This window comes from Rhizobium esperanzae, from assembly GCF_002204185.1.
In the GTDB taxonomy this organism is placed as follows: domain Bacteria; phylum Pseudomonadota; class Alphaproteobacteria; order Rhizobiales; family Rhizobiaceae; genus Rhizobium; species Rhizobium esperanzae.
The window spans coordinates 14,625-37,059 of sequence record NZ_MXPU01000006.1 but is presented as its reverse complement, the minus strand read 5'-3'; the positions used below and the strand labels follow the sequence as shown (position 1 = coordinate 37,059).

14 protein-coding genes and 5 pseudogenes are annotated in these 22,435 nt (G+C 57.9%); 9 read left to right on the top strand and 10 right to left on the bottom strand.

Features of this window, described 5'->3' with window-relative positions; all coding sequences use genetic code 11:
- The first annotated feature begins 339 nt into the window (after window positions 1-339).
- Entirely contained in the window at window positions 340-1,386 is a 1,047-nt protein-coding gene (locus B5E41_RS10320) for a Gfo/Idh/MocA family protein (RefSeq protein ID WP_088393764.1), read from the top strand.
- Between the two features lie 29 nt (window positions 1,387-1,415).
- On the opposite strand, the gene B5E41_RS10315 is transcribed toward B5E41_RS10320, so the two are convergent.
- Together B5E41_RS10315 and B5E41_RS32140 are read right to left on the bottom strand one after the other, a co-directional pair.
- Window positions 1,416-2,555: an ROK family transcriptional regulator gene (locus B5E41_RS10315; protein ID WP_088393304.1), complete on the bottom strand. Its 1,140-nt coding sequence runs from the start codon at window positions 2,553-2,555 to the stop codon at window positions 1,416-1,418.
- 147 nt (window positions 2,556-2,702) lie between these two features.
- On the bottom strand, window positions 2,703-2,891 hold the full coding sequence (locus B5E41_RS32140; RefSeq protein ID WP_082240411.1) for a hypothetical protein: 189 nt from the start codon (window positions 2,889-2,891) through the stop codon (window positions 2,703-2,705).
- A 348-nt stretch (window positions 2,892-3,239) separates the two neighbouring features.
- Between B5E41_RS32140 and B5E41_RS32765 the strand changes: the two are divergent.
- The 4 genes and pseudogenes from B5E41_RS32765 to B5E41_RS10295 all read left to right on the top strand — a co-directional run.
- A pseudogene (locus B5E41_RS32765) lies at window positions 3,240-3,421 on the top strand (hypothetical protein); the annotation flags it as partial.
- Entirely contained in the window at window positions 3,408-4,091 is a 684-nt protein-coding gene (locus B5E41_RS10305) for a peroxiredoxin-like family protein (protein WP_088393302.1), read from the top strand. The pseudogene B5E41_RS32765 and the gene B5E41_RS10305, both read left to right, overlap by 14 nt.
- A gap of 358 nt (window positions 4,092-4,449) precedes the next feature.
- A pseudogene (locus B5E41_RS10300) lies at window positions 4,450-5,622 on the top strand (IS256 family transposase).
- A gap of 598 nt (window positions 5,623-6,220) precedes the next feature.
- A pseudogene (locus B5E41_RS10295) lies at window positions 6,221-7,872 on the top strand (ParB/RepB/Spo0J family partition protein); the annotation flags it as partial.
- Window positions 7,873-8,006: 134 nt separating this feature from the next.
- Here B5E41_RS10295 and B5E41_RS10290 read toward each other — a convergent pair.
- Window positions 8,007-8,996 (bottom strand): hypothetical protein, encoded by a 990-nt coding sequence (locus tag B5E41_RS10290; protein ID WP_088393300.1) that lies wholly within the window; start codon window positions 8,994-8,996, stop codon window positions 8,007-8,009.
- 293 nt (window positions 8,997-9,289) lie between these two features.
- Between B5E41_RS10290 and B5E41_RS10285 the strand changes: the two are divergent.
- Window positions 9,290-9,763: pseudogene (locus B5E41_RS10285) on the top strand (Tn3 family transposase); the annotation flags it as partial.
- A gap of 201 nt (window positions 9,764-9,964) precedes the next feature.
- On the opposite strand, the gene B5E41_RS10280 reads toward B5E41_RS10285, so the two are convergent.
- The 7 genes from B5E41_RS10280 to B5E41_RS10250 form a co-directional block, all read right to left on the bottom strand.
- Window positions 9,965-11,368, bottom strand: a complete 1,404-nt coding sequence (locus B5E41_RS10280; RefSeq protein ID WP_176439370.1) for an ImmA/IrrE family metallo-endopeptidase — start codon at window positions 11,366-11,368, stop codon at window positions 9,965-9,967.
- Window positions 11,368-11,817, bottom strand: a complete 450-nt coding sequence (locus B5E41_RS31240; RefSeq protein WP_141098760.1) for a hypothetical protein — start codon at window positions 11,815-11,817, stop codon at window positions 11,368-11,370. The genes B5E41_RS10280 and B5E41_RS31240 overlap by 1 nt, the downstream gene beginning before the upstream one ends.
- Before the next feature lie 745 nt (window positions 11,818-12,562).
- Window positions 12,563-14,023, bottom strand: coding sequence for an HlyD family type I secretion periplasmic adaptor subunit (locus B5E41_RS10270; RefSeq protein ID WP_088393294.1), 1,461 nt, complete (start codon window positions 14,021-14,023; stop codon window positions 12,563-12,565).
- Window positions 14,020-16,125, bottom strand: coding sequence for a type I secretion system permease/ATPase (locus tag B5E41_RS10265; RefSeq protein WP_245303079.1), 2,106 nt, complete (start codon window positions 16,123-16,125; stop codon window positions 14,020-14,022). Before B5E41_RS10265 ends, B5E41_RS10270 begins: the two co-directional genes overlap by 4 nt.
- Before the next feature lie 135 nt (window positions 16,126-16,260).
- Complete coding sequence (locus B5E41_RS10260) at window positions 16,261-18,114, bottom strand: hypothetical protein (RefSeq protein ID WP_141098759.1); 1,854 nt, start codon at window positions 18,112-18,114, stop codon at window positions 16,261-16,263.
- Window positions 18,018-18,872, bottom strand: coding sequence for a Tle-like phospholipase domain-containing protein (locus B5E41_RS10255; protein ID WP_088393290.1), 855 nt, complete (start codon window positions 18,870-18,872; stop codon window positions 18,018-18,020). The genes B5E41_RS10260 and B5E41_RS10255 overlap by 97 nt, the downstream gene beginning before the upstream one ends.
- A complete protein-coding gene (locus B5E41_RS10250; RefSeq protein WP_141098758.1) occupies window positions 18,869-19,546 on the bottom strand; it encodes a hypothetical protein in 678 nt (225 codons plus the stop codon). Before B5E41_RS10250 ends, B5E41_RS10255 begins: the two co-directional genes overlap by 4 nt.
- An 855-nt stretch (window positions 19,547-20,401) precedes the next feature.
- On the opposite strand from B5E41_RS10250, the pseudogene B5E41_RS32135 reads away from it, so the two are divergent.
- The 3 genes and pseudogenes from B5E41_RS32135 to B5E41_RS10235 form a co-directional block, all read left to right on the top strand.
- Window positions 20,402-20,647: pseudogene (locus B5E41_RS32135) on the top strand (sunset domain-containing protein); the annotation flags it as partial.
- 348 nt (window positions 20,648-20,995) lie between these two features.
- Entirely contained in the window at window positions 20,996-21,667 is a 672-nt protein-coding gene (locus B5E41_RS10240) for an MreC domain-containing protein (protein ID WP_088393286.1), read from the top strand.
- Window positions 21,668-21,791: 124 nt separating this feature from the next.
- Complete coding sequence (locus tag B5E41_RS10235; RefSeq protein ID WP_088393762.1) at window positions 21,792-22,346, top strand: hypothetical protein; 555 nt, start codon at window positions 21,792-21,794, stop codon at window positions 22,344-22,346.
- Window positions 22,347-22,435 lie beyond the last annotated feature (89 nt).

The following is a 22,435-nucleotide window of genomic DNA, read 5'->3' as shown; positions in this document are numbered from 1 at the left end:
GATGGGTCTCCTCCCCATTTGAACGAATACAGCCTGGCGGTCGGTTGACCTCTCCTCATTTCCGTGCTGCATTAATTAGATTAAGTTACTTTGATTTGATGTCAAGCCAGAGCGTGGGAGGATGAAATGCTGGCGACATTCAACAGCAGCTAGCGCGCGCTCCGGTTTTCGGAAGGGATGTGCGCCAAATTAACTTGTCGAGCGCGCGTTACGGACGCGCGGCGCACCCAAACCGCAATTTCCCCAAATAAGAGCCCTGATCGATCGCGGACGGCCGCGATGATGTTGGTTTTTGCCCGGCCGCAGCGGCAGCCGGAAACCGAATTCATGGAGGAGAAGATGCGTTTACTTATTCTCGGCACCGGCGGCATGGCCAATCAGCACGCCGCACACTTCAAGGCGATCGAAGGCGTCAGCGTCGTCGGCGGCGTCGATGTCGTCCCGGAGCGGCTTGCGGCCTTCTGCACCGAACACGGGATAGCCAACCGTTTCACCACGCTCAAGGAGGCGCTCGCCTGGGGCGAATTTGATGCGGTGGCGAACGTTACCCCTGACCGGATCCACCACCCGACGACGCTCCAGGCGATCGCTGCCGGCAAACATGTCTTCTGCGAAAAGCCGCTCGCCACCGACGCCGTCAAGGCCATGGAAATGACCGAGGCGATCGAGCGGGCCGGCAAGGTCGGCATGGTCAATCTCACCTATCGCAATTCGCCGGCGCTGCAGAAGGGCCGGCAGATGGTGCTCGCCGGCGAGATCGGCGCCGTGCGCCATGTCGAGGCGTCGCATCTGCAAAGCTGGCTTGTCGGCCGCCACTGGGGCGATTGGAAGAGCGAAAGCAAATGGCTCTGGCGGCTGAGCAAAAAGCACGGCTCGAATGGCGCGCTCGGCGACATCGGCATCCACATCGTCGATTTCGCCTCTTATGGCTCCGGCCTCGACATTGCCCATGTCTTCGCGCGGCTGAAGACCTTCGACAAGGCGCCTGATCACCGGATCGGCGAATATGATCTCGACGCCAATGACAGCTTCACGATGAATGTCGATTTCACCAATGGCGCGATCGGCACGATTCAGGCGACGCGGACGGCCGCCGGCCAGATGGATCAGCTGCGCCTCAGGGTCTATGGCGAAACCGGCTCTGTCGAGATGATCTACGATACCGGCAAATCGAGCTTGCGCGCCTGCCTCGGCGAAGACGTGCACACGGCGACATGGCGTGAAGTGCCGTTCGATCCTGTGGAGACGAATTACCAGCGTTTCGTCCAGGCGGTGCGGGCGGGCAAGACGCAGGAACCCTCTTTCCGGCGCGCCGCCAACATCCAGAAGGTGCTCGATAAGGCGCTCGCCTCCGATCTCAGCCACGCAGACGAGGCGCTGACTTGACCCGGCCAAATCGCGCCGCGCCTTTGGCCTCAAGCTGAGGCGGGCGGCAGCAGCAGCGTGTTGAGGAAGGGCAGGAGGGCCGCACCCAGCGCCACGCCGCCGCCACTGAAGCTTGCCGGTCGCATCGGCGAAATCCAGGGCGTCAGCAGCGGCCTGGTCGAGGTGTCGCGCCGCTCGACGGAAAGCTGATGGATCAGCGCTTCGATCACGCCCTGCGGCAGGTCGCCGCCGATCATGACGATGCTCGGGGCGATGAAGCCGGCCATGGCGATGATCGGATCGAGCAGATGGCCGGCGGCCTCGCCTATCCACTGCGACAGCGACGGCGAGGAGAACTCCTCGCCCTTGAGCAGGCGCGCGAAGTCCTCGTCGCCGATGCGCGAGCGCAGGGAACCGAAACCGACAACCGTGTTGAGTTGGACATTGTCAGGCCCGGTCAGCATTTCGCCGATGCTGCCCGCCCGCCCGTGCACGCCGGAATAGGGTATGCCTCGGATGAGGAAACCCGCCTGAACGTCATCGTCGATGATGATCATCGCAAGCCCCCCTTCAGGCATGGCGCTGCCGATCGTGCGCTCGGCAAGCAGGCTCGCTGTGCATTCGTTTTCGACACAGGGTCGTGCGATCGTCGACATGGCGGAAAGCTGTTCGCTCCACGCGTCGCTCCAATCGTTGGCGGCGATCCCGAGCCCGACGATCGGCAATGTCGCATGCCGATCGACCATGTCCCTGACTGCCGCATGGACCGCGCCGACCCCGTCTTCCGGCTCCACGTCGAAATAGACCCGGTCATGCACCTGGCCGCTGAGATCGATCAGCACGATCTCGCCGCGCGTCCGGCGAAGCTTGACGCCGATCGAAAACGCGCCCTCCGGCCGCAGCGCAAATTCCGTCGCCGTCGCCCCACCGGCGAGCCCGTTGCGACGGTTCGACGTCACGAGCTTCTCGTCGGCGAGCCGCCGCAAGATATTGGTGATGCCCGGCCCGGTTAGCCCGCTGTGGCGTCCAAGCTCGGTGCGCGTCAGCGGCCCGTGCCGGCGGATGGCTTCCAGGATGACGCGGATATTCCGATCGGCAATTTCACCCGACCTCAGGCCCACCGTTTTGGCGCGCGCGGCGCCCATCTCCTGAGCGTGAAGCCGACGCGGCCCTGATCGAAGATACCGCATGACGGTCTTTCCTAGAGCAACATTTCGGCTGTGTAACACACGTTTATCGGCGTTCGTAACGATTTTCCAATAGTCGTTGTAACGAAGAGCTCCGGCTTTCGAGAACCGCAACGGGGACGCCGATCATCCTCGCTGCGTCTTCTATCGCTAATAGCTGCAAGGACGATCGTTGCCGAATCCGTCGCGACAAGCCGGCCTGAGTGCGAAGTCGGCGCTGGAGTATCCAATCGAGCCGGTCTGCGCCTGGTCGGTAGAGCTCGTCGTGCAGGACGACGCCGACGTGGCAATGGCGATGAGCATTGCCATCGCTGCGGGCAATTTCCGAATCCGGAGCATCTCTCAACCCCCTTCACTCGCTTACAGCCAGCGCCTTCAGTGTGATTGCCAAGCAGATAGGTCGATGCTGCGACGGGGAAACCGTCGCCTGCGATCAAGATCGCGTTATTCCTTGCGGCTGATGGTCGCCCACTTAGAAGGGAGGGAAGGGAATTTTCCGACGAGCTCCGAGGTTGGAGAGAGCGCCGGCCGGCCCTCACGGAGAAACGACATGGCGCGGGCCGTTGAGAAAATCACGCTGAGTGTTGGAAGTGATATCGCTTTCGACAAACTTATCATGGACGATCCAAAATCTCTCGGAGGACATAGGTGCGCCGCTGATTGCTGACCAGCCTGAATGTTCGCTCGCAGATGCTTTTTCCATGCTATGATGGGCCTGCAAGGCTCAATTCGACGTCTGCAATATGGCAGAGGCGGAACGCTACTTTGCCCCGGCGCAGGGAGTTTGCGCCCAGCACGGGCTCGACCCCGAAGCGCTGGTGTGCTGCTTTTTGACTGATCGGGAGGAGGTTGTTCATGTCCACGAATAGTGTCGACCGCCCGCTGCAGCCGGGCGACCGTGCACCGAATGTTGTACTCGATGCGATCTCGCGCGAAGGCAAGATCGCGCTCGATGATTTTCGAGGCCGTAGCCCGTTACTGATCGGTTTATTTCGAGGCCTACACTGTCCGTTCTGCCGGCGTCATGTCTCGGCGATGGCGCAACTCAACCTTGCCCTGAAGGAGAAAGGCATCGAATGTCTCGCCGTCGTCAAGACGCCTGTCGAACGGGCGCGGCTCTACTTCCGTTACCATCCACTACCCAATCTGATTAGCGCATCCGACCCGGACGGGGCTTCGCATCGCGCCTTCGGTTTACCCATCATCGAGCTCACGGAGAATGAAACCGAATGGCCGCACAAGCTCGGAATGGACGCGGTCATGACAATGCGGATCGATTTGCCTGGGGAGTTGCCCGTGCCGATGAACCCGGCTGCGGCGGGCGACTTTCTTGAGAAAAAGGACCCGTATGAAATGACGGCGGCCGATCAGCAGATTATGATCGCCGGTCACATGCCGCTTATCGGCGAGTTCCTGCTGGATCGGGAAGGCACTGTGCGCTGGAGTTTCACAGAAGCCGAAGAGGGAGGCCAAAATCTATGCCGGGCGCCGAGTCCCGAAGAATTGATGTCAGCAGCTTCCCAAGTCGCACTTCAATAAGCTGCTGAAAAACTCGTTCGACGACCACCGTCCTTCGCTAGCTTAGGAAGCTCGCACAGAGGGAATTTTTCTATGACAGGCTCGTTGGCTCTGATCCTTTCAACTGCGCCGGTCGTCGAAATGAAGGGGCCCAAGTTCCCATCAAGGCGTGACAGTCACATTGCCAAAATTAAGATTTGGGGTCGAGTTCATCGTTCATTGGGTCGTGTCCCTACAGGTGGTGTAGCTCGGCGGTAGCGAAGCCGCTCGCGAGCGCGCCCTCCACAGCGCCGTAGAGAGCGGGCGGCGAAGCGGTGGTCATCGATGTTCTTCGGTAGGGTCGGGTTGCTGACACCAACCTGATTCGAAGGAACCACCGATGACCGACGACATGATGAACCTGCGTGCGCTCGTGGAGAAGTCCCCCGACGCCGATCTTTTGCGCGAGATGATCGGTTTTGCCGCCGAGCGGCTGATGGAGCTGGAGGTGGGCGCCGCCACCGGTGCCGGCTATGGCGAGAAGAACCCGCTGCGGACGGTCCAGCGCAACGGCTACCGCGAGCGGGATTGGGAGACGCGCGCCGGAACCGTCGAGCTGCGCATTCCGAAGCTCAGGAAGGGCTCTTACTTTCCGGGCTTCCTGGAGCCGCGGCGAATGGCCGAGAAGGCGCTGACGGCGGTCATCCAGGAAGCCTATGTGCAGGGAATCTCGACCCGCTCGGTCGACGATCTGGTCAAGGCGATGGGCATGAGCGGCATCTCCAAGAGCCAGGTGAGCCGCCTGTGCGAGGAGATCGACGGCAAGGTCAAGGCCTTCCTCGATCGGCCGATCGAGGGCGACTGGCCGTATCTGTGGATCGATGCCACTTACCTGAGGTCCGCCGCGGCGGCCGCATCGTCTCCGTCGCCGTCATCATCGCCGTCGGTGTCAACACCGACGGTCGCCGCGAGGTGCTGGGCATGGAGGTCGGCACCTCCGAGGCCGAGCCGATCTGGACCGAGTTCCTACGCAAGCTGACTCGCCGTGGCCTCAGAGGCGTCAAGCTGGTCGTCTCCGACGCCCACGAAGGCCTGAAGGCCGCCGTCACCAAGGTGCTCAACGCAACCTGGCGGCGCTGCCGGGTCCACTTCATGCGCAACGTTCTCGCCCACGCCGGCAAGAGCGGTCGGCGTGTCGTCTCTGCCTTTCGCCACCGCCTTCGCCCAGGAGACGCCGGAAGCCGCAAGCGCCCAATGGCGCGCCGTCGCCGACCAGATCCGGCCGAAGGTCCCCAAGCTCGCCGCCATTATGAATGATGCCGAAGAAGACGTTCTCGCCTACATGACCTTCCCGAAGGAGCACCGCGCCAAACTGTACGGCACCAATCCGATCGAGCGTGACGCCATCGTCCGCCTCGTCGGCGCGATCCTGCTCGAGCAGAACGACGAATGGGCTGTCCAACGCGCCCGATACATGACGCTGGAAACCATCAGCCAAATGAGCGATGATCCGCTCATCAGCCTGCCAGCCGTGGCGCCTGATCATCCCGGCCCATGCCGGAGAACGCGGTGACCAAAGCCGCCACCTACACCACTCCCTGGGACATGATCTGGGGTGCTGACATCATTCCTTGAAACAGACCGTCGAATCGCCGTCTCGACCGATGACATCAGGTTATGCGGCACATTCCTTTCTTCGCGCTAGTTACAAGAGAATTCGTGTGACGCGGAACGACCATCGGGCATTGTCGCCAGCGGCGGAGTTGCTGAGAGATTGGATGCGCGAAGTTGCTGCCGAAGAAAGCCTGGCCGGCTTGGCTGCCGGAATCGGCGTTCCGCGAAGGTGATTGCCAGGGTTTTGATCCCACGCCTTTTCCAGCTGTTTTAAAGATTCTGCCAACATGCTCCCGCACCTGATCAGTTGAGCTGATACGATTAAGTTCAAAAAAGTGAGTTGTGGACTTGAGGAGGCAATACGATCCAAGTCCGATTCAAGCCGCAGCAATTTGAACTGTTCGATAAAAGGCCCGGTTGCCTGCCGGACCGGCATTGTGATTGATGGCGGCCTGTTCAAAGGTTGAGCGAGGGGAAGAGGGAGAGGAGGGAAGGGGATTTTCCGACGGGCTTGGAGGCTGGAGAGAGCTCCGGCCGGTCCGTCACGGAGAAACGACATGGCACAGGCCATTGGGAAGATCACGCTCAGCGTTGGACGTGACATCCCTTTTAATAAACTCATCTTGAGCGAACAGAACGTGCGTCGAGTAAAGGCGGGCGTCTCGATCGAAGATCTCGCAGAGGACATAGCGCGCCGTGGATTGCTGACCAGCCTGAATGTTCGGCCTCAAGTCGATGATGGCGGCAACGAGACCGGCTTTTATCGTATCTCCGCTGGCGGCCGGCGTTACCGTGCGCTTGAACTGCTTGTCTCGCGCAAACGGCTCGCAAGGACCGTGGGCATTCCCTGCATCGTCAGCAGCGGCAAAACCCCGGAAGCTGAAGATTCTCTTGCCGAAAATGTCCAGCGCGTCGATCTTCATCCGCTCGACCAATACCGCGCATTCCAGGCCTTGCGCGAGCAGGGGATCGGCGAAGAGGAAATCGCCGCCCGTTTCTTTGTTTCGGCGGCGACCGTCCGTCAACGGCTGCGTTTGGCATCGGTCTCGCAGCGGCTGCTCGAGCTCTACGCCAATGAGGACATGAAACTCGAACAGATCATGGCCTTTTCCATCACCGACGACCATGTCCGGCAGGAGCAGGTCTGGGACGCGATCTCGCGCCAGCAGCTTCGCGAACCTTACTATATTCGCAGGCTTCTGACGGAAACGACGATCCGCGCGAGCGATCGCCGGTCCGTCTATGTCGGGATCGATGCCTATGAAGCCGCAGGCGGTGTCGTCATGCGCGACCTGTTCGAGCAGGACAACGGCGGATGGCTTCGGGATCCGGCCCTGCTCGAGCAATTGGCGCTGGAGAAACTGACGGCAGACGCCGAGGCGCTCAAAGCTGCAGAAGGCTGGAAGTGGGTCGAAGCTGCCTTCGACTTTCCTTACGGTCATACGGCGGGGCTGCGTCGTTTCTATGGCCATCAGGTCGAAATGAGCGAGGAAGAGACTGCTCGGTACGGCGCGCTCAAGGCTGAATACGACGAGCTCGATGCAGCCTATGCCAGGGCCGAGGAGCCTTGCGACGAGACCGAACATCGGCTGGAGGAACTCGGGAGCGAACTCGATCGGTTCAACGATCGGCCACACATCTTCGATCCTCAGGACGTCGCTCGTGGCGGCGTGTTCGTCTCACTCGATGCCGGCGGCGAACTGAGGATCGAGCGCGGCTTTATCCGACCCGAGGACGAAGCGCCGCCGGAGACGGTGGAAGCCGAAGCGGTGATATCCAGGAGCGACGTCGCCCACGACATGACCGGATCATTGCCGACTTTCGGGGTAGCGATCGGCAGCCGGTATGTGAATGACCAGGCAGATGAGGAAGACGATGTGACTCGCCCCTTGTCCGACCGCTTGGTTGTCGATCTGACGGCGACCCGCTCGGTGGCGCTGCGCAATGCGCTCGCCAACAACCCTGCTGTGGCCTTCATTGCCGTGCTGCACGCGTTTGTCCTGAAAACCTTCTACCCATATGGCTCCGACACGTGCCTGGAACTGACGCTGCAAAGTGCGGGGTTCGGCCAAAGCGAAGGGTTGGCCGACACGGTCTGGGCCAAGGAGATCGATCAGCGGCAGGAGGCATGGGGTCAGGACCTTCGGAAGGGGACTTCCTAATCGTCCTCGATGGGGTCAGCCGGCTGTCATTGTTTGCTCACTGCGCCAAAGGCTTATAAAGCTCGAAAGGATTATTGCGGAACAACTCTACTTTTCCGAGCGAACTCTATGCGCGATCTAAGCCAAGCGGACAGCAATCATCCTGGCGGAATCGACTCATCTGGGCTCGTTCCTGTTATCGCTAAACAAGCCGTCCAGCGATAATAGCGACCACGCTCACTGCCGAAGAGGTCGCCTCCAGGCACAGGGCGGCTAACTGGCGCGTCGCGGTCCTCCGGTGCTGAAGGTGCACTGCGAGATCGATCGAGGCTTTTATGTGAGCGCGGATTTCCTTGTTGTCTGCTCCAGCCATCTGGTGATGCAGCCAAGCGAAAAGCTGTCTCCGTGCGTCTGTGGAGCCGATCCTTTTGCCGTCCTCGTCAGTTTCGCCGTGGACGTCACGATCATAGACTGCCTGCCCCAGGCTGATCAGGACTTCGCGGCCGAGCAGTCCGATTGTTTGCAATTCTTCTTCCGTCGACGCTGTGAGTAACTGCGCCTTTGCCTTGCAGAGTGAACGGTCAACGCGCTCCCATCCAGTTGGCTCGCGTTCGTTCACTGGGCTTGGATTGTGAACACGTCCGACGGCGGATTCCACGGGTCCAGCGAAAAGGGTACGGACATAGTTCCGCCGCTCCGACCAAGTTTCCCAACCCTGCGCCTTCCAGAAATTATACCAGTCCCATAGAGAGGCATGCGGGTTCTCGTATTTGATACCTGCGGCGGCGCAGCCTTCGGTCAGCCGGAATTGGCGAGCGCTGTAGTAGTCGTCGACCTCTTGAATCTGCTGCTGGCCCGTCGCGACGGCGATCATTATTTCCCGGTGCAGGATGAGGTCGGGCAATAGCGTTGCTGGGCCAACCACTGGATCACCAATGACCTTAACGACAATGTCCTTGGCTGTGTACGCGTCATATGTCCGTTTGCTGAGGGCGGCCTCGGCAATCCTCTTGCGGTCATGTTCCGGTAGCTTCGATAGTGCTTCCGCAAATGGCTGTGGCGCGCGCACGACGACAACCATTTGCGCTTCGTAACCGAGGCCAGTAACCCCGATGTCGATTTGCGCAGGAAGCAGCAGAGCCGATAGGTCGCCGCGTCTCAGGCTATCGAGGTAGCCTCGCAGCTTCGCCATCTGAATGTGTATCCGTCATCTAACGTCCTACCCGTTCCTCGAATGCTGCCGCAGGAATGGCCCGATTGCCGTACTTTCACAAGCCCTCAACAAGTCCCTGCCCTTATCCCACCTTTCGTCCCGTTGGACCGTTCGCGCGGTACAGGGACATCAGCATAGGCCCGATCTATCCGACCCTGTCGCACCACATCGGGGCGCCGATCAACACCGCCCTGATCCTCGACCATTGGGACGATCTGCTCTATCTCGCGGCGTCGATCACGACGCGGTCGTGTTGCCGTCTATGATCCTGAAGAAAACTGGCCGCATCTCCGAAGCAAGGCCATCTCGCGAGGGCGCTCCGCGAACTCGGTCGGATTGAGCGTTCGCTCTTCATGATCGAATGGTACTCAAGTCCAGCATTGCGGCGGCGCTGTCAGGCCGGCCTCAACAAGGGCGAGGCAGCGCATAAGCTGAAACGCGCTGTCTTCTTCCACGAGCGCGGCGAAATCCGTGACCGGTCGTTCGAAAGCCAAGCATTCCGCGCCTCTGGTCTCAACCTCGTCGTCAGTGCGATCGTCCACTGGAATACAGTCTATCTCGACCGCGCAATCACACAGATGAAGCGAGCGGGTCGAGATATTCCTGATACTCTGTTGAAGCACATCTCGCCGCTCAGTTGGGAGCATATCAACCTTACCGGCATTTACACCTGGGATGCGGAACATCAGATGCCCAACGGATTCCGATCGCTCCGCCTTCCGGCTAGGCTAAGGGACGCCGCGTAAGTTCTCATTCCGTTCGCCCTTAGCGTACGATTTCGGACTGCTCTTGTTCTGCCCCCTTGTAGACGAAGAGACTTAGCGCGGTGGATCGATTACATGGTCGGTGGTTCGCATCCCTTCAAGACCAAGGGATCGGCCGCGGCATACCCATCTCCTACGACATGCCAGCTCGCGCAGAACTGCCGCGCCGATTGGCAAGGTGCTTCAGCGCCGTGGGACGACAATATCAAGCGTTTGCGCGAGATGGGCTCCTAACTCTCTAGCACCATGTTGAACTTTCCAGGATGCCACGCTTTTCGACACGGTATACTCGTCGCAGAGTTTTTGAAGCAGCTTATCCAGGTCGATGGCGTTCATCGGGCGATGAGCATCGCGCCAGGCGTTCATTGCTGCCTCCGTCGGGAGCAAAAGCTCCCCGGCAAACGCCTTTGCCCTCTGTTCTATCGCCTTGGGCATCCTACTGCGAAGAACTTCGACCGCTCCCAAAGCATTACGGCCGTCAAGGAGCAGATGGCAAAGTTCGTGGGCAAGTGTGATCCGAACCTGTCCGCGGTCACTGGCTTTGCCATGACCGGCATGCCTTTCGCTATCCGCATTTAGCCAGGCAGCTGGGCCGTGAAGTCGACCCGAAACAGCTAATCCATCGAGTGCGGGCAACACTGCGTTGTCTAGAATAACGTTAATTCCCAGAGCTCTGGCAACATCAAAAACATCTATGCTTCCTTCAGGCGAGTAGCCTAGTGCTGACCTCAAATACCGAGCAGCAGCCTCACCTTGCTCGAATGGCCGTGCATAGGGCTCGTCCGTCTCTAGATGTTTCCAGATTTCGCTCGCAAGTGTTTCCAGTGTTTTAGAGGGGTGCAGTGGGATAGATCGGACCTTATCAAGAATCATCTCGATCTGCTCACGCGGCAGGGCGCTTGCCATACGTGCCGCGATGCGCAATTCACTGTTGTCGTTGGCGGCTTCCGTGACGGTCTTAGGAATGTCTAGGTAGCCTTTCTGGGCGAAATCGCGGGCGGTAGCCTCGTCAAGGCTTGTTGCCCAGCTCAGCAATCGGAATTCACCGCCCTGATCGCGATTCCGCCATGCGGATATAAGTTTACTCCACCGTGGCCCCTCTTCGTTTAGTCGCGCCGCAATTGCATCGCCCACAGTTTCGAGAGCAAGGCGTGCGGCCCCGAAATCGATATGCTCGACCTCGCCCTCAACCGTGTCGATTAACATCTCATCGCCGGAGCGGAATATCCATAGGGGCGGGAGGTCGAAATATCCGCCGAAACATTTGGAAAGATCGTGACAATCCCGAAAGAAGCAGACTTGTTCATCTTCCCAATCGACGTCTCGCACCGGCTTTTCCGCCCAGCTGTCTTTCGCCACTGCCAGCAGCGTTGATGGCCTGACAGGATTGAGGTCAAGCGGATAGGTCTGCCGCAGCATAAGCGGCTTCCAGAATTCTGTCAGATGAGACAAAAGATCATCGATCTGGATTTCCAGAAAGGTGTTTAATCCGCGAACAGGCCAAATAGGAGCGCCGTCAACGAACAGGGCGAGCCTCTGCGTCGTCCGTCTATCTTTGACATCCACTAGGCGGAATTCAACGTTCATCAGCCGTGCCTTGTTATATTTGTCTTCACAAACTTCTCGAATGCCTCCCGACATCCTTCTTTGTCAGCCAGATCCCTTAATTGCTGAAGGATCGATGCCGCAAGCTTACCGCGAAATGGATAAGCATGATAGGTCTCGCCATGGTCGGACGTCTGCGCCTCATAGATCGTGCCTTGATGAACGGAATAGAGCTTGCTTGGTACCGATATCTCGCGATCCGGGTTGATCGCGGCGACAGCGATCTGCAGGAGCCTGTCACGTTCCTGTTCGGATATTGTCCTTGGGCATTTGCCGATAATCTTTTTGGGGTTGTCGTCCTCGACTTCGAACTCGGGCAGGTCGCCAGAACCGACATGTTTGAAACGGCGCTCCCCCTTATCGTATTTTCTAACCGACACGCTGCTGCTTCCAGTTAAATGTCCAATCATTCGATCTTCGCTGTTTGGCATGGCAAAGCCGATAGGCGAAAATCAGACGTTGAGCCAGAGATTCTTTGCCAATTTTTCGAGGTTAGCTAAATTAGCGCTCTGTGCGAGGATGGGGAAATGTTTCGCTCCAGGTGAGCACAGACGGTACGCAAGATCTAATTTGAGGCCTCGCGGCCGCAGTTCATTGCCGCCGACAGTTTCGCGAGCACAAACAGTAGTTTATCCGCCCGATTTCGAAGGGCCGGCGGTTCGTATCCGTTCAAGGCGCCCAAGCTGACTCAGCTGAGTAAGGACGTTGATTTCAGAATTTAGCCAGCCGTCACTCGGAGTAGGGAAGACCCGATCGCCTCGCGCGATTGACATTATCGAATTCGCTCGTGCGGCCGGGCGGTGAGGGCCGCAAAGGCCGGCCGTCGTTATCGGAGATGCGGAGATCGCGAGCCGTGCCTGAACGGAACACGAAGTCGTGGGAAATTCGGTCCCGCTTCTGCGCACTACTATGCTGAAGCTCCTATGGCTACCCTCGTTCGCGCTCCCACTTCGAAAGCAGCAAAGCATCCTTGCTAACGGCGTTAAGATCGGACACTCGCGGTTTCGATAGCCGCCGCACTCGCTTTTCATCGGGAAACCTCGCTCAGACTGGGCCTAAGCGAACGACAAGGGCCTTATCGGGCTTGAAGTCTTGGTTCATCGTTTACCTGTGCATCCAAAAGCGTTTTCGTTCATTGAAGCTGCGCATCATGTGGCAGAGAAAGGCAGGCGAAAATCAGCGCTCGTGCATGGCCTCCGATCCGACTTCGATGAGCGGCGAGAAGAGATATTCCAGCAACCGGCGCGTGCCTGTCTTGATTTCCACCGTGACGGTCATCCCAGGCGACAGGGGAACTTCTCGGCCATCGGCGCTGATCGCCATTTTCGACGGAACCACAATTACCGGATAAACAAGGTTTTGGGTCTGTCCAATGGGCGTGATGCTGGTGTTTGATTTGGCCAATTGGGTCGGATCATTTTCCGACGCCTGCGCATCCGAGCTCGGGATGGAATCGCTCGCAACGCGCTTGACCGTTCCGTCAATGGTTCCATAGCGGGTGAACGGGAAGGACTCGACCTTGATAATCGCATCCTGCCCTTCGCGGAGGAATCCGATATCCTTGTTTTCGGCGTAGGCTTCGATCTCAAGGGAGTCGTTCTCAGGAACAATGCGCATCATTTGTTGCCCGGTCGTGACCACTTGGCCGACCGTGGTCACCGAGAGAGCCTGAACGACGCCGTCAATGGGACTGGTGAGCACTAGGTGCTCGATCGCGGCCTGCGCCTTCACCAGTTGTTGGGCCTTCTCGTCCGCCTGCCGTTCCGCATCTGCCAACTTCTGAGCGTTGTCGCTGACGAAGGCTTCCCGCGTTTTTACCCTTTCGGCTTCGATGGTGTTCAGGGATGCGGCAACCTGGTTGAGCTGCCCATGATCTGACGCGTATGTTGCCTTTTCATCCTGCAGGCTCTGCAACGCGTCGATCAATGTTGCCCGCGTTCCCGCGCTGTTCGCAATCAGGGTATTGTGCAGATCCACCCGTCCCTGCAGAGTTTGGATCAAGTCGGCCTCGGCCTGAGTGGTGGCCCGAAGTTTCTCCAATTCCGCAAGCCTTTCGGTTCTTTGCGACTGAAGGCTTTGAAGGGCGGCTCGCAAGCTGCTCAAATCGTGTTGGAGAATGCGTTCTTCCCGATCGCAGATAAATGCCGGAATGCCTTTCGGCCAAACTATGACGGCGGCAAGAGAGCTATCTTCCGCCTCGGCTGCCACTATTGCGGCTTTTCGGCGGAGGATCTCGGCTCGATCGGAAGCCAGGCCAGCCTTCAAGCCTTCGGCATCAGCGGTGGCGGTGGTGGCATCCAATTGGACCAGGATGTCACCGGCGCGGACGCGGCTGCCGTTGATGACGTTCATGGCGTGAATTCGACCGGTTTCCAGAGGTTGAATAACCTTCACCTGTCCGGTCGGTCGGATTTTTCCCGTCGCTATCGCGAAGATGTCGATTCGACCAAAATAGCCAAAACCGAGAGCGGCGGTGGCAAATAGGCAAATCATCACAATCAACATCATCTGAACCGGGGACGCGGGCGTTTCGATGATTTCGAGTGCTGCCGGCAGGAATTGATTGTCGGATCTATGGCGCCCGACAGGGACGATGGCGGCATGTTTGATGCTGTCCGGCGAGACGGGCTTATTCATACCGGTTCCTCGCGAAACTGGTCGGTCTGCAGCGCCCAGAGGTGGGCATAGAGGCCCTTGGGACGCCGCACGAGTTCGTCATGTGAGCCGATCTCGACGATGCGTCCTTCGGCCATGCTGACAATGCGGTTGCACGGTCGAACCGCGGCAAGCCTGTGCGCGATGATGATCACGGTTCTGCCTTGCACGATCTTCTTCATGTTGCGATGAATCACGCGCTCGCTTTCATAGTCGAGGGCACTTGTCGCTTCGTCGAAGATCAGAATGGGTGGATTGGTCGCCAATGCCCGCGCGATTGCCAGCCTCTGACGTTGCCCGCCAGAGAGATTGCCGCCGCGCTCCTCGATGATCGTGTCATAGCCGTTTGGCAGTTTGTCGATGAATTCGTCAGCGCCAGCCAGTTGCGCCACTTGCATCACATGAGCACGCGGCATGGTCGGATTTGCGAGAGCGATATTGTCGTGAATCGTGCGGTTGAACAGAAGGTTTTCCTGCAGGACGACACCGATGTTACGGCGGAGCCATGAGGGGTCGACCTGAGAAATATCGGCGCGATCGACCAGGATCTGACCTTCTTCGGGGAGGTAAAGGCGCTGGATCAGTTTGGTCAGGGTAGATTTTCCTGATCCCGACGGGCCGACGATGCCGATGACCTCGCCGGGTCTGATAGCTAGCGAGATGGATTTCAGGACTTCCGGTGCCCCTGGTCGATAGCGGAACCCGACATTACGGAATTCGATCGCACCTTTCGGAGGCGGAAGGTTGCCGGCGCCGGCTGAAGCGACACGCTCAGGCGGCGTATTGAGGATATCGCCAAGGCGTTCAACGGAAACCTGGACTTGCTGGAAATCCTGCCAGAGCTGTGAGAGCCGCAGGATCGGCTGCATGACCTGACCTGTGATCATGTTGAAGGCAACCAGGCCACCAACGGTCAAATCTCCGGCCATCACCGCTCTGGCCCCAAAAAACAGGGTGGCCGCGGTGACCAGCTTGTTGGCATATTGGATTGAGTTCTGGCCGCCGGCCGAGAACATCGAGGCGCTGAACGACGTCTTCACATAGGCGGCAAGTCTTTCCTCCCACTGAACCTGCATCGCGGGTTCGACGGCGGCTGCCTTGAGCGTCTGTATGCCGACGATCGTCTCCACCAAAAACTGCTGGCTTTCGGCGCCGCGATTGAACTTCTCCTTGATCTTGTCCCGCAGGACCGGCCTGATGAGGAGGGTAATCACGAGATAAAGGGGGATGGCAACGACAACGATGAGGGTGAGTTGCCAGGAGTAGGCCGCAAGGACGGCGACGAAGATGAGCGCGAAAAACAGGTCAAGGCCCGAAAAAAGCGCTTGTACCGTGAGAAAGGAGCGAATGCTCTCGAGCTCACGCACGCGGGCGACCGTCTGACCAGCGGAGCGGATCTCGAAGTAACCCAGAGGCAGTCGGAGGAGATGATGAAAGAGCCGGCGTCCCAACTCGACATCAATGCGGTTGGCCGTATGAGTCAACGCATAGCTTCGCAGATACTGCAATCCCACGTCAAAGAAGCCTAGGACGACAAGTCCGCCGGCAAGCAGGGCAAGTGTCGAATATCCTTTATGGACGACGACCCTGTCGACGATGGCCTGAAAGAACAGCGGCGTCACCAAGGCGAAGAGTTGGATGAAAAGGGACGCCAGCAGAACATGGGCAAGCGGCTTGCGGTAGCGCCAGATGGACGGCAGGAACCATCTGAACCCGAAGGCCCTTGGATCAATGCCTCCGCCCGCGAAGCGGCGTTGCAGGAGGATGATGCCGGGCTCGATCTCCGCCAGCAACGCCGCCATGGGCAGTTCTCTTGCAATGCGGCTCACTGGGTTGACGAGGCGATAATCCCCGGCCGCGGTAATGCCTCCGAAGAGATTGAAGTGACCTCCCTTAAGCTTCACGATCGCAGGCACCGGGATCGAACCTAGCCGTTTTGCGCTTTGCGTTTGGATCAGGCGGCCTTTCAGGCCTGCTATGTTCGCGGCGCGGAGCAGTTCGGATTCCCCCACCGGTTTGTCGCCCAAAGCCAGTTCCTGCGAAAGCTGGATCGGGTCGGCGACGATGCGGTAATATGCGGCGATGGCTCAGAGTGCGGCAAGGCCGCTGTCGACGGCACCCGACGCTGCGGGCGGGGTAGGGGAAGAAGCTTTCATCACGACCAAGGGATACAGGAAGCGGAACCGGCGCTGTCACGCCGGTTCCTTCGTTCCACGTTGTCAGGCTGCGCGCATAAAGTCCGACGCCGCCAATGTCGGCCCATAGTTGGTCAGGAGAGAGGAATCGCCGACAATGTTGTAAGGTGAGTCCCAGGTCTGGTCGGAGGATTCGAAGCTCGCCCCAAGGGACGCGGGTTCAATGCCTCTGATTGTCGGCATCCCGTTGGCCGTGCCGACATCGGCCGTCGACCATTCCGACACAGCAAACAGCTCGTTATGCCGCTGCTCTTCCATCTGGGTTGTGTTGTTGGCGAGGTTGATCCCGAAATCACCAACATTGAAGCCGATCAGTGAAAGGTCGCCATCAGCGACGATGTAGTGAGTCGTCACGGTGCCCGTCTTATTGTCCCACGACTCGGCGTCATAGTCGGAGGCATCATCCTCTGCCGTCAGCGCCGAGAGAGTTAGTCTCGTGAGAGGCGCCATAGCGTCTTCGGTGTCTGGGTCATAGGAAGGATTGTAAGCGCTAAGGGCAACGTCGTTGCCGGCGGACTCAAGGCCGTAATATTGATCCGTAAAATTGTCTTTCTCGATGGCATCGGTAAAGATCGCCTTGATGCCGGTGCTCGCGTTCGCGTCGCCGACCATCTTCAAATAGTTATTCGGATCAACGCGCCGTATATTGGTAGTTATATTGGGATCGTGTGCCGCGTAGTGAAGTTGACCGGCATCCGTCATCGAAACATATTTAGACGGATCGTTGATGACTTCGCCGTTGTATTTGAGAATATCGGTCGCTGTCGGATTGATAATGACAATCTTGTTATCGAAGTGCCCGCCGTAACCGGAATTGTTGGGGTCCATTAGATGGGCATCAAGGTAGGCATTGATCTTCTCGGGATCGAGCGACAGGAAGTTGGTCTGGTTGATATCGTTCATTTGCAGGAGAAAAACGCCGACACTTTTGTCGGTTCCCGCCTCGAAGTCGAAGCTGTCGGAGCCGTTGGCGCCGTAGACGATCGTGAGCGGAGCAAGTTCGGCCGACTTGAACAGAAAGTTCTCCGCGATGTCCAGGTTCCCTTCGATCATATTCCAGTTGGTCGAGCCGGCTACGTCTGACACAGTGGAGGAGTCAAGAGTCGCGGTGCCGGCATTCTGTTCCAGGATGATATTATTGCCGACCGCAACGTTGAATGTGTCTGAGGCCTGACCGACCATGATGTTAGTGCCAATTCCGCCTACGAATGTCGTGTTGCCATTGGGCGAGCCGATCAGAAGGGCGCCGCCGGCGGTTCCCGAGTAAGTCAGCGCGGAGTCGGTCCCATCAAGCGTAACACCACTCATGGCGCTCGCCTTGATCTCAGCTATGCCAGCAATCAGATTGGTTCCAGCAGATCCAAAGAGCGCAGTAAAGCCTTCTTGGTTGGACTCGAGAGGGGTAGGTGTCCCCACGACGCTCATGATAGCGTCGATGACGGCATTTCTCGCACCCACGATGGTCGGTGCGACAGGAGTTTGCGTCTGGCCGTTCGACCATTCGCCCGGTGTCAAATCAACGCTGATTATGTTGGAATCGGAATGTACAACGCCGAGGCCCAAGGCCGCGTCGATGGATTTTTCCGCGGCGAGCTGACCCGCATATTGGACCGCAATCTGTGAGAGGTCTTGGTATATCAAGCTGTTGGTATTGCTGTCGAGGGAGAGATCAGCAATGTTTGCCGGAACCAGATCAGCGAGATCTCCAGCGTCGTCAAACATGGTCTTGATGGCTACGTCCCCGTAGAGCATCGTTCCTTCGTCGATCGCTGAATAGGCGATCATTTCCTGTAGCGCGGTTGAAGCTGCCCCAGTTTCCGTCTTGTAGGCTCCAACGCCGGCCGCAGTCGCCACGTCATCATTCCAGAGCTGCGGCATGAAATAAGGCGCGCCGACCAATCCGTAATGCCGTTGTCGGACGCGTACACGAGCATCGCGGCGAGTGCCATGCTATGAAGTTGAACCGAATTCAACTCGTCCGTGGCGCCGGAATCGAGCCCCGTTACCGGCAACGTTTGTCCGCCCGTAGTGCGCAGAGGAGTTAGGGCTTCGCCAATCGTGGCATAAGCTGACAATTTCGATTCATCGTTCGGTGTCGGCGTCGAGCCTCCGTAAATAAACGCCGCAAGGTCGGGATTGTATGCACTCCCGGGAATGGAGTCGGTGTATGCGTTTGCTGCGGCCAGTTCGAACGGCATGTTATCAAACAGATAGCCCTTGACACCGTAAATCGTTCCCACGAGCCCCGTCAGGCCACCGCCGAGAGAGTGCCCCGTGAGAGTGATGTTCGCACTCGTGCCCCCGTTTGCGGTCACTGTCTGCAATACTGACTGATAGAACGAAATAGCCGAGTTGACATCGGCGGCTTCGTCGGAGCCGCTGCCGATAGTCCAACCGTTCCAGAGATCCCCGTTGAAAAAATTCGTTCCGAGGACATCTGTGGTGCCTCTGTATGAAATCTCGTAATTCGATCCATTCACATAGGCTACCGCACTAAAATTATGATCGTTAGGCGGGGCGATGTTTGTAATCGTCCAATTGCCAATCTGCATATGTTGTGTGCCGTCCAGAGCCTTACTTGCTCCGAAGTCGTATGCATTCATAGCTAGAATTGCATTCATCAACTCATCAGTCATAGGTCATCTCTCCTTAGATAACTGACCAGGTTTTGCATCTGCACGTATCGAAAAAAGTCCACTTTCGCGGGGTCAAGATGGGACTTGAAAGTGGAAACCCAGGGAAGGTAACTGCCTATGGCGCGTGTAATCGGGGCCTCGGTCGCCGCAACGGTTGCGTCCACATACTTTGCGCCTGGCCCGCCGACCTGGTCGATCTTCTCGGGATCGATGATGGTCATCGAGGAGGGATCGTCGGCGTCCGGAAAATAGACGATGTTGGGGAGCAAATCGGTGCCAACCTTGAATTCCTGATCTCTCGGGGCACTCATTTTGCCGGAGGCAAGGTCGATTGGCAGAGCGTGGCTTGGATACTCTCCGGTCGTAATCCTGTGGCCGTCAACAACTTGTAGAAGCACAAACGCCATTTTGCCGTTGGGAAACAGTACGGGAATGGCATCGCCCTTTATCGACACGCGCCCGCATGTCTGTTCCAACAAGATGCACGGTGGCCTGTGGATCGTTTGCTGCACGACACCGCTAGCCGACAGCGGCTCGCCGTCGATCGCGAAGTTGACGGTGAGCCGGTAGCGATAGGAGTCGACGACGTAAAAGATGTCCCTTGACAGCACCCAGGCAAAGAGAGCCGTCGCCCCCACGAGCATTAACACGATTGCTACGACAAGCTTGCGCATCACCATCCACCTCATAGGCGATCGCCAAGCAAGCAGGCTGGGTGGTCAGCGGTCGCGGGGAGGGGTGACCCGGTCCCTGCGACCCTTGAGTTCAGGGGATCCTGCGGTCTCGCGAGTGCACCAAGAACGGAAGCACGGGTTACCGCCTGCGAAAGCGATACCAATGCCGCGAACCTCGCGAACCAGCGTCCAAATTCTACCTAGTCAATTAACGTGCTCAAAAAAGCACGAATTGGTACGCGTAAAATCCCCAGCGGACAAAGGGCAAATAGCCCTTCCGGCACGGCAATACACACGTGGTGCGCCCCTAGATGAATATTGAGATTGAATAGTCGCTGTACAACAGCGCGAGTTTAATAGACGAAATATACCGCTTGTTCAAAATCACCGCGATCGGATCGGCAGTGTCTGTCTGCGCCCTCTCTGGCTCTGTTCTGTAAAGGAACAGTCACGCAATAAATTACAATGCCGGACAAGTTAGTTGTCCGATTGATGTGTCGCAATATTGTCGTTCGAGCTTCGCAATCTATGGGCTACGAAACTATAAAAACCGGCCGCAACCTAATCTGCTTTGCTACTATGTTGCGACTAACTAACGCTACGATGCAACATTGCCTTGTGTCAATCGGGCGAGATTGCATGAGGGCCGTTTGCCTGGGGTGTTGATCATGTTCAGTGGCTCAACAGCAGCGCTCTAGCGCGGTCGAATGCAGCAACGAATTAACATTTTCCATCTAATATCAAACGCTTATCAAGAAAAATGGCTTGCGTGCCTCTGTGCTATCGTGTCGCAGGCACGGACGTGGCGTTTGCCTTCAATGCGGTTACGATCTTACCGCGAAATAACGTGTGGGCATGCGTCACAGTTGTCGCAATCCGCAGAAGACATCAGTGCTGTTCAAAGCGCCGGGCTTGCTCATCGGCGTGCTCGCATTTGGTGCAGGCGGCGGCATGACCCTCAGCGACGAGACACGCGAGCGTGTCTTCCACGTACCGGGGCAGCGATACTACGCACGGACGAAGATCAATCCCCAGTATGGAGAGCGTAGTTTCTGGTCAGAATTTGAAGCTTGGGCGGCTGTTTGGCGGAAATCAAGAAGCGAAGTAGCGATTAGTAACGACGGATTCCGTTGTTGCATCCGCGAGCTTTCGAGGCCGCTGCGTGGCTTGTTGCTAGGATGTTCACGTTCTGGGCTAAAGAGATCGCATAATGGATCGTCGGGAACCCTGTGAAAATGTCTCGGGACGAACTATTGGTGCCGTCTTCTTTCAAGAGCTTTGAGCGTATAGACGGCCCTCGGCCCCATTCGATTGGCCACCAATTCTGCTCCCGGAATGGTGCGGTCGATTTGATATGAGCATGCCCATAGACCGGTGGTGCGGTAGGCGCTATTCGTGATGTAACCGTACATCACCAAATCATCCCTTATTATCCCAAGGCCTCTCATATTGAAAAAAGCGCAACGCAGTTTTGCCGTCGAGTACAAGAACGGCAGGCGAAAACTCGATCCCAAGTCGAACTCGATCTGGGGCAACATGGATCTAAAGTCAGTCGCTCGCGACCTAGAAGAAGAGACATCGCCGCATCCATCAGATAGCTCTCAGCGTGGCAAATCTGACGGCGAAACGTCTTTCCCGGAACCTGACGGCAAGTCGTTGTTGACACCGTCTCTCGGGGCGTCAACAACTGTATCAGATACACAGGAGATGAGCATGGCCGACGAGACTGATACGGCAACCAAGGCCGATGGACCGACCGTTGTTGAAACACCCGCTGCGCCGAAGAAACAGCGCAAACCCCGCGCCAAGAAAGCGGCGGCACTTGAGACCTCGTCAGCTGATGCTACGGCAGAGCCAGCAGCTGCTCTGGCCGGCGCCGGTGGTGTGAAGAGGAGAGGGCGCAAGGCAAAAGTTGTCGAAGCTGCAGCGATCGCCAAACGCGCACCTGTGCGCCGTGCGAGAAAGTCTGTGCAGACAGCGCCGGCCGCGCCGGTGACGGCGAGCGATGAGATGGCAGACCTTTTGCAGTTGGAAGAGGAAAATCAGCGGCTGCGCAAGCTTCTGGCTGAAAAACTTCGCGCTGAAAATGCCGATCTGCGCAAACGGCTCAAGCTCGATTGATGTAAGCAGCCAGTCAACCGCTGGCCGCATTTCTATGCTTATCGAGACATACAGTTTGGCGGCGATGCTGTTGCCGGAACTCAAACTCGCACCCTTCTGGCGGAATAAAAGCGAGGTCAGAGAGATGGCGTCTCCCTGGAAACTTCTTGTCCGACTGATCTCACCCAGACGCGAACAGGGGCGAGAAAACGGCGCGACCGAGAAGGTTAGGGCGGAGGCGTTGGCTATTGCGGGTCCGACTGAAACGCCTGCCGAGGAGAGCCTGATTAGCGCTGCTCGACCGGCAAGCGAGGAGCTACATGGTCACGATCATGCCGCTGCAATCTCCGCAGTGCCTGTGCATTCCGAAGAAGCCGAAAACGATGTCCGCTATAAGGTCGACGGCGATGTCGCCAAAATGGCGGAGGACGCTAATCCGCCTATATCAGGTGGGACTGGTATCGACGTCACCGCTGCACATGATACCCCTGGGATCAAGCGAACTGTCGAGGTCGCACCGCGCAAGCAAAGGAGCCGCGGCAAGGAAGCGGTGGCGATAGCGAATGGTCGCAAGGGTATACACACTGCAAACGAGATGAGCCTCGATGACGAGATCAAGGTGCTGAGGGCTCAGTTGACCAGAAAGCTAAAGCTGCAAAACGCGCAGTTGAGAAAAATGCTAGATCGGTTTGAACGCTGAGCGTGGCGCGCTGCCTGCCCATTCAGCCTCGGATCAATTGCAAGCCTTCGCCGTTTCAGATCCCGTCAAGGCGGTCGAACGTGGTGAGG

What these genes read in the sequence shown, in the direction of transcription:
- B5E41_RS10290 (WP_088393300.1), bottom strand. Translation starts at nt 8,996, where the DNA reads ATGGCGAAGCTGCGAGGCTACCTCGATAGCCTGAGACGCGGCGACCTA.
- B5E41_RS10315 (WP_088393304.1), bottom strand. Translation starts at nt 2,555, where the DNA reads ATGCGGTATCTTCGATCAGGGCCGCGTCGGCTTCACGCTCAGGAGATG.
- B5E41_RS10320 (WP_088393764.1), top strand. Translation starts at nt 340, where the DNA reads ATGCGTTTACTTATTCTCGGCACCGGCGGCATGGCCAATCAGCACGCC.
- B5E41_RS32140 (WP_082240411.1), bottom strand. Translation starts at nt 2,891, where the DNA reads ATGCTCCGGATTCGGAAATTGCCCGCAGCGATGGCAATGCTCATCGCC.
- B5E41_RS10260 (WP_141098759.1), bottom strand. Translation starts at nt 18,114, where the DNA reads ATGCCGCAGCTCTGGAATGATGACGTGGCGACTGCGGCCGGCGTTGGA.
- B5E41_RS31240 (WP_141098760.1), bottom strand. Translation starts at nt 11,817, where the DNA reads ATGCCAAACAGCGAAGATCGAATGATTGGACATTTAACTGGAAGCAGC.
- B5E41_RS10270 (WP_088393294.1), bottom strand. Translation starts at nt 14,023, where the DNA reads ATGAATAAGCCCGTCTCGCCGGACAGCATCAAACATGCCGCCATCGTC.
- B5E41_RS10305 (WP_088393302.1), top strand. Translation starts at nt 3,408, where the DNA reads ATGTCCACGAATAGTGTCGACCGCCCGCTGCAGCCGGGCGACCGTGCA.
- B5E41_RS10250 (WP_141098758.1), bottom strand. Translation starts at nt 19,546, where the DNA reads ATGCGCAAGCTTGTCGTAGCAATCGTGTTAATGCTCGTGGGGGCGACG.
- B5E41_RS10280 (WP_176439370.1), bottom strand. Translation starts at nt 11,368, where the DNA reads ATGAACGTTGAATTCCGCCTAGTGGATGTCAAAGATAGACGGACGACG.
- B5E41_RS10255 (WP_088393290.1), bottom strand. Translation starts at nt 18,872, where the DNA reads ATGACTGATGAGTTGATGAATGCAATTCTAGCTATGAATGCATACGAC.
- B5E41_RS10235 (WP_088393762.1), top strand. Translation starts at nt 21,792, where the DNA reads ATGGCGTCTCCCTGGAAACTTCTTGTCCGACTGATCTCACCCAGACGC.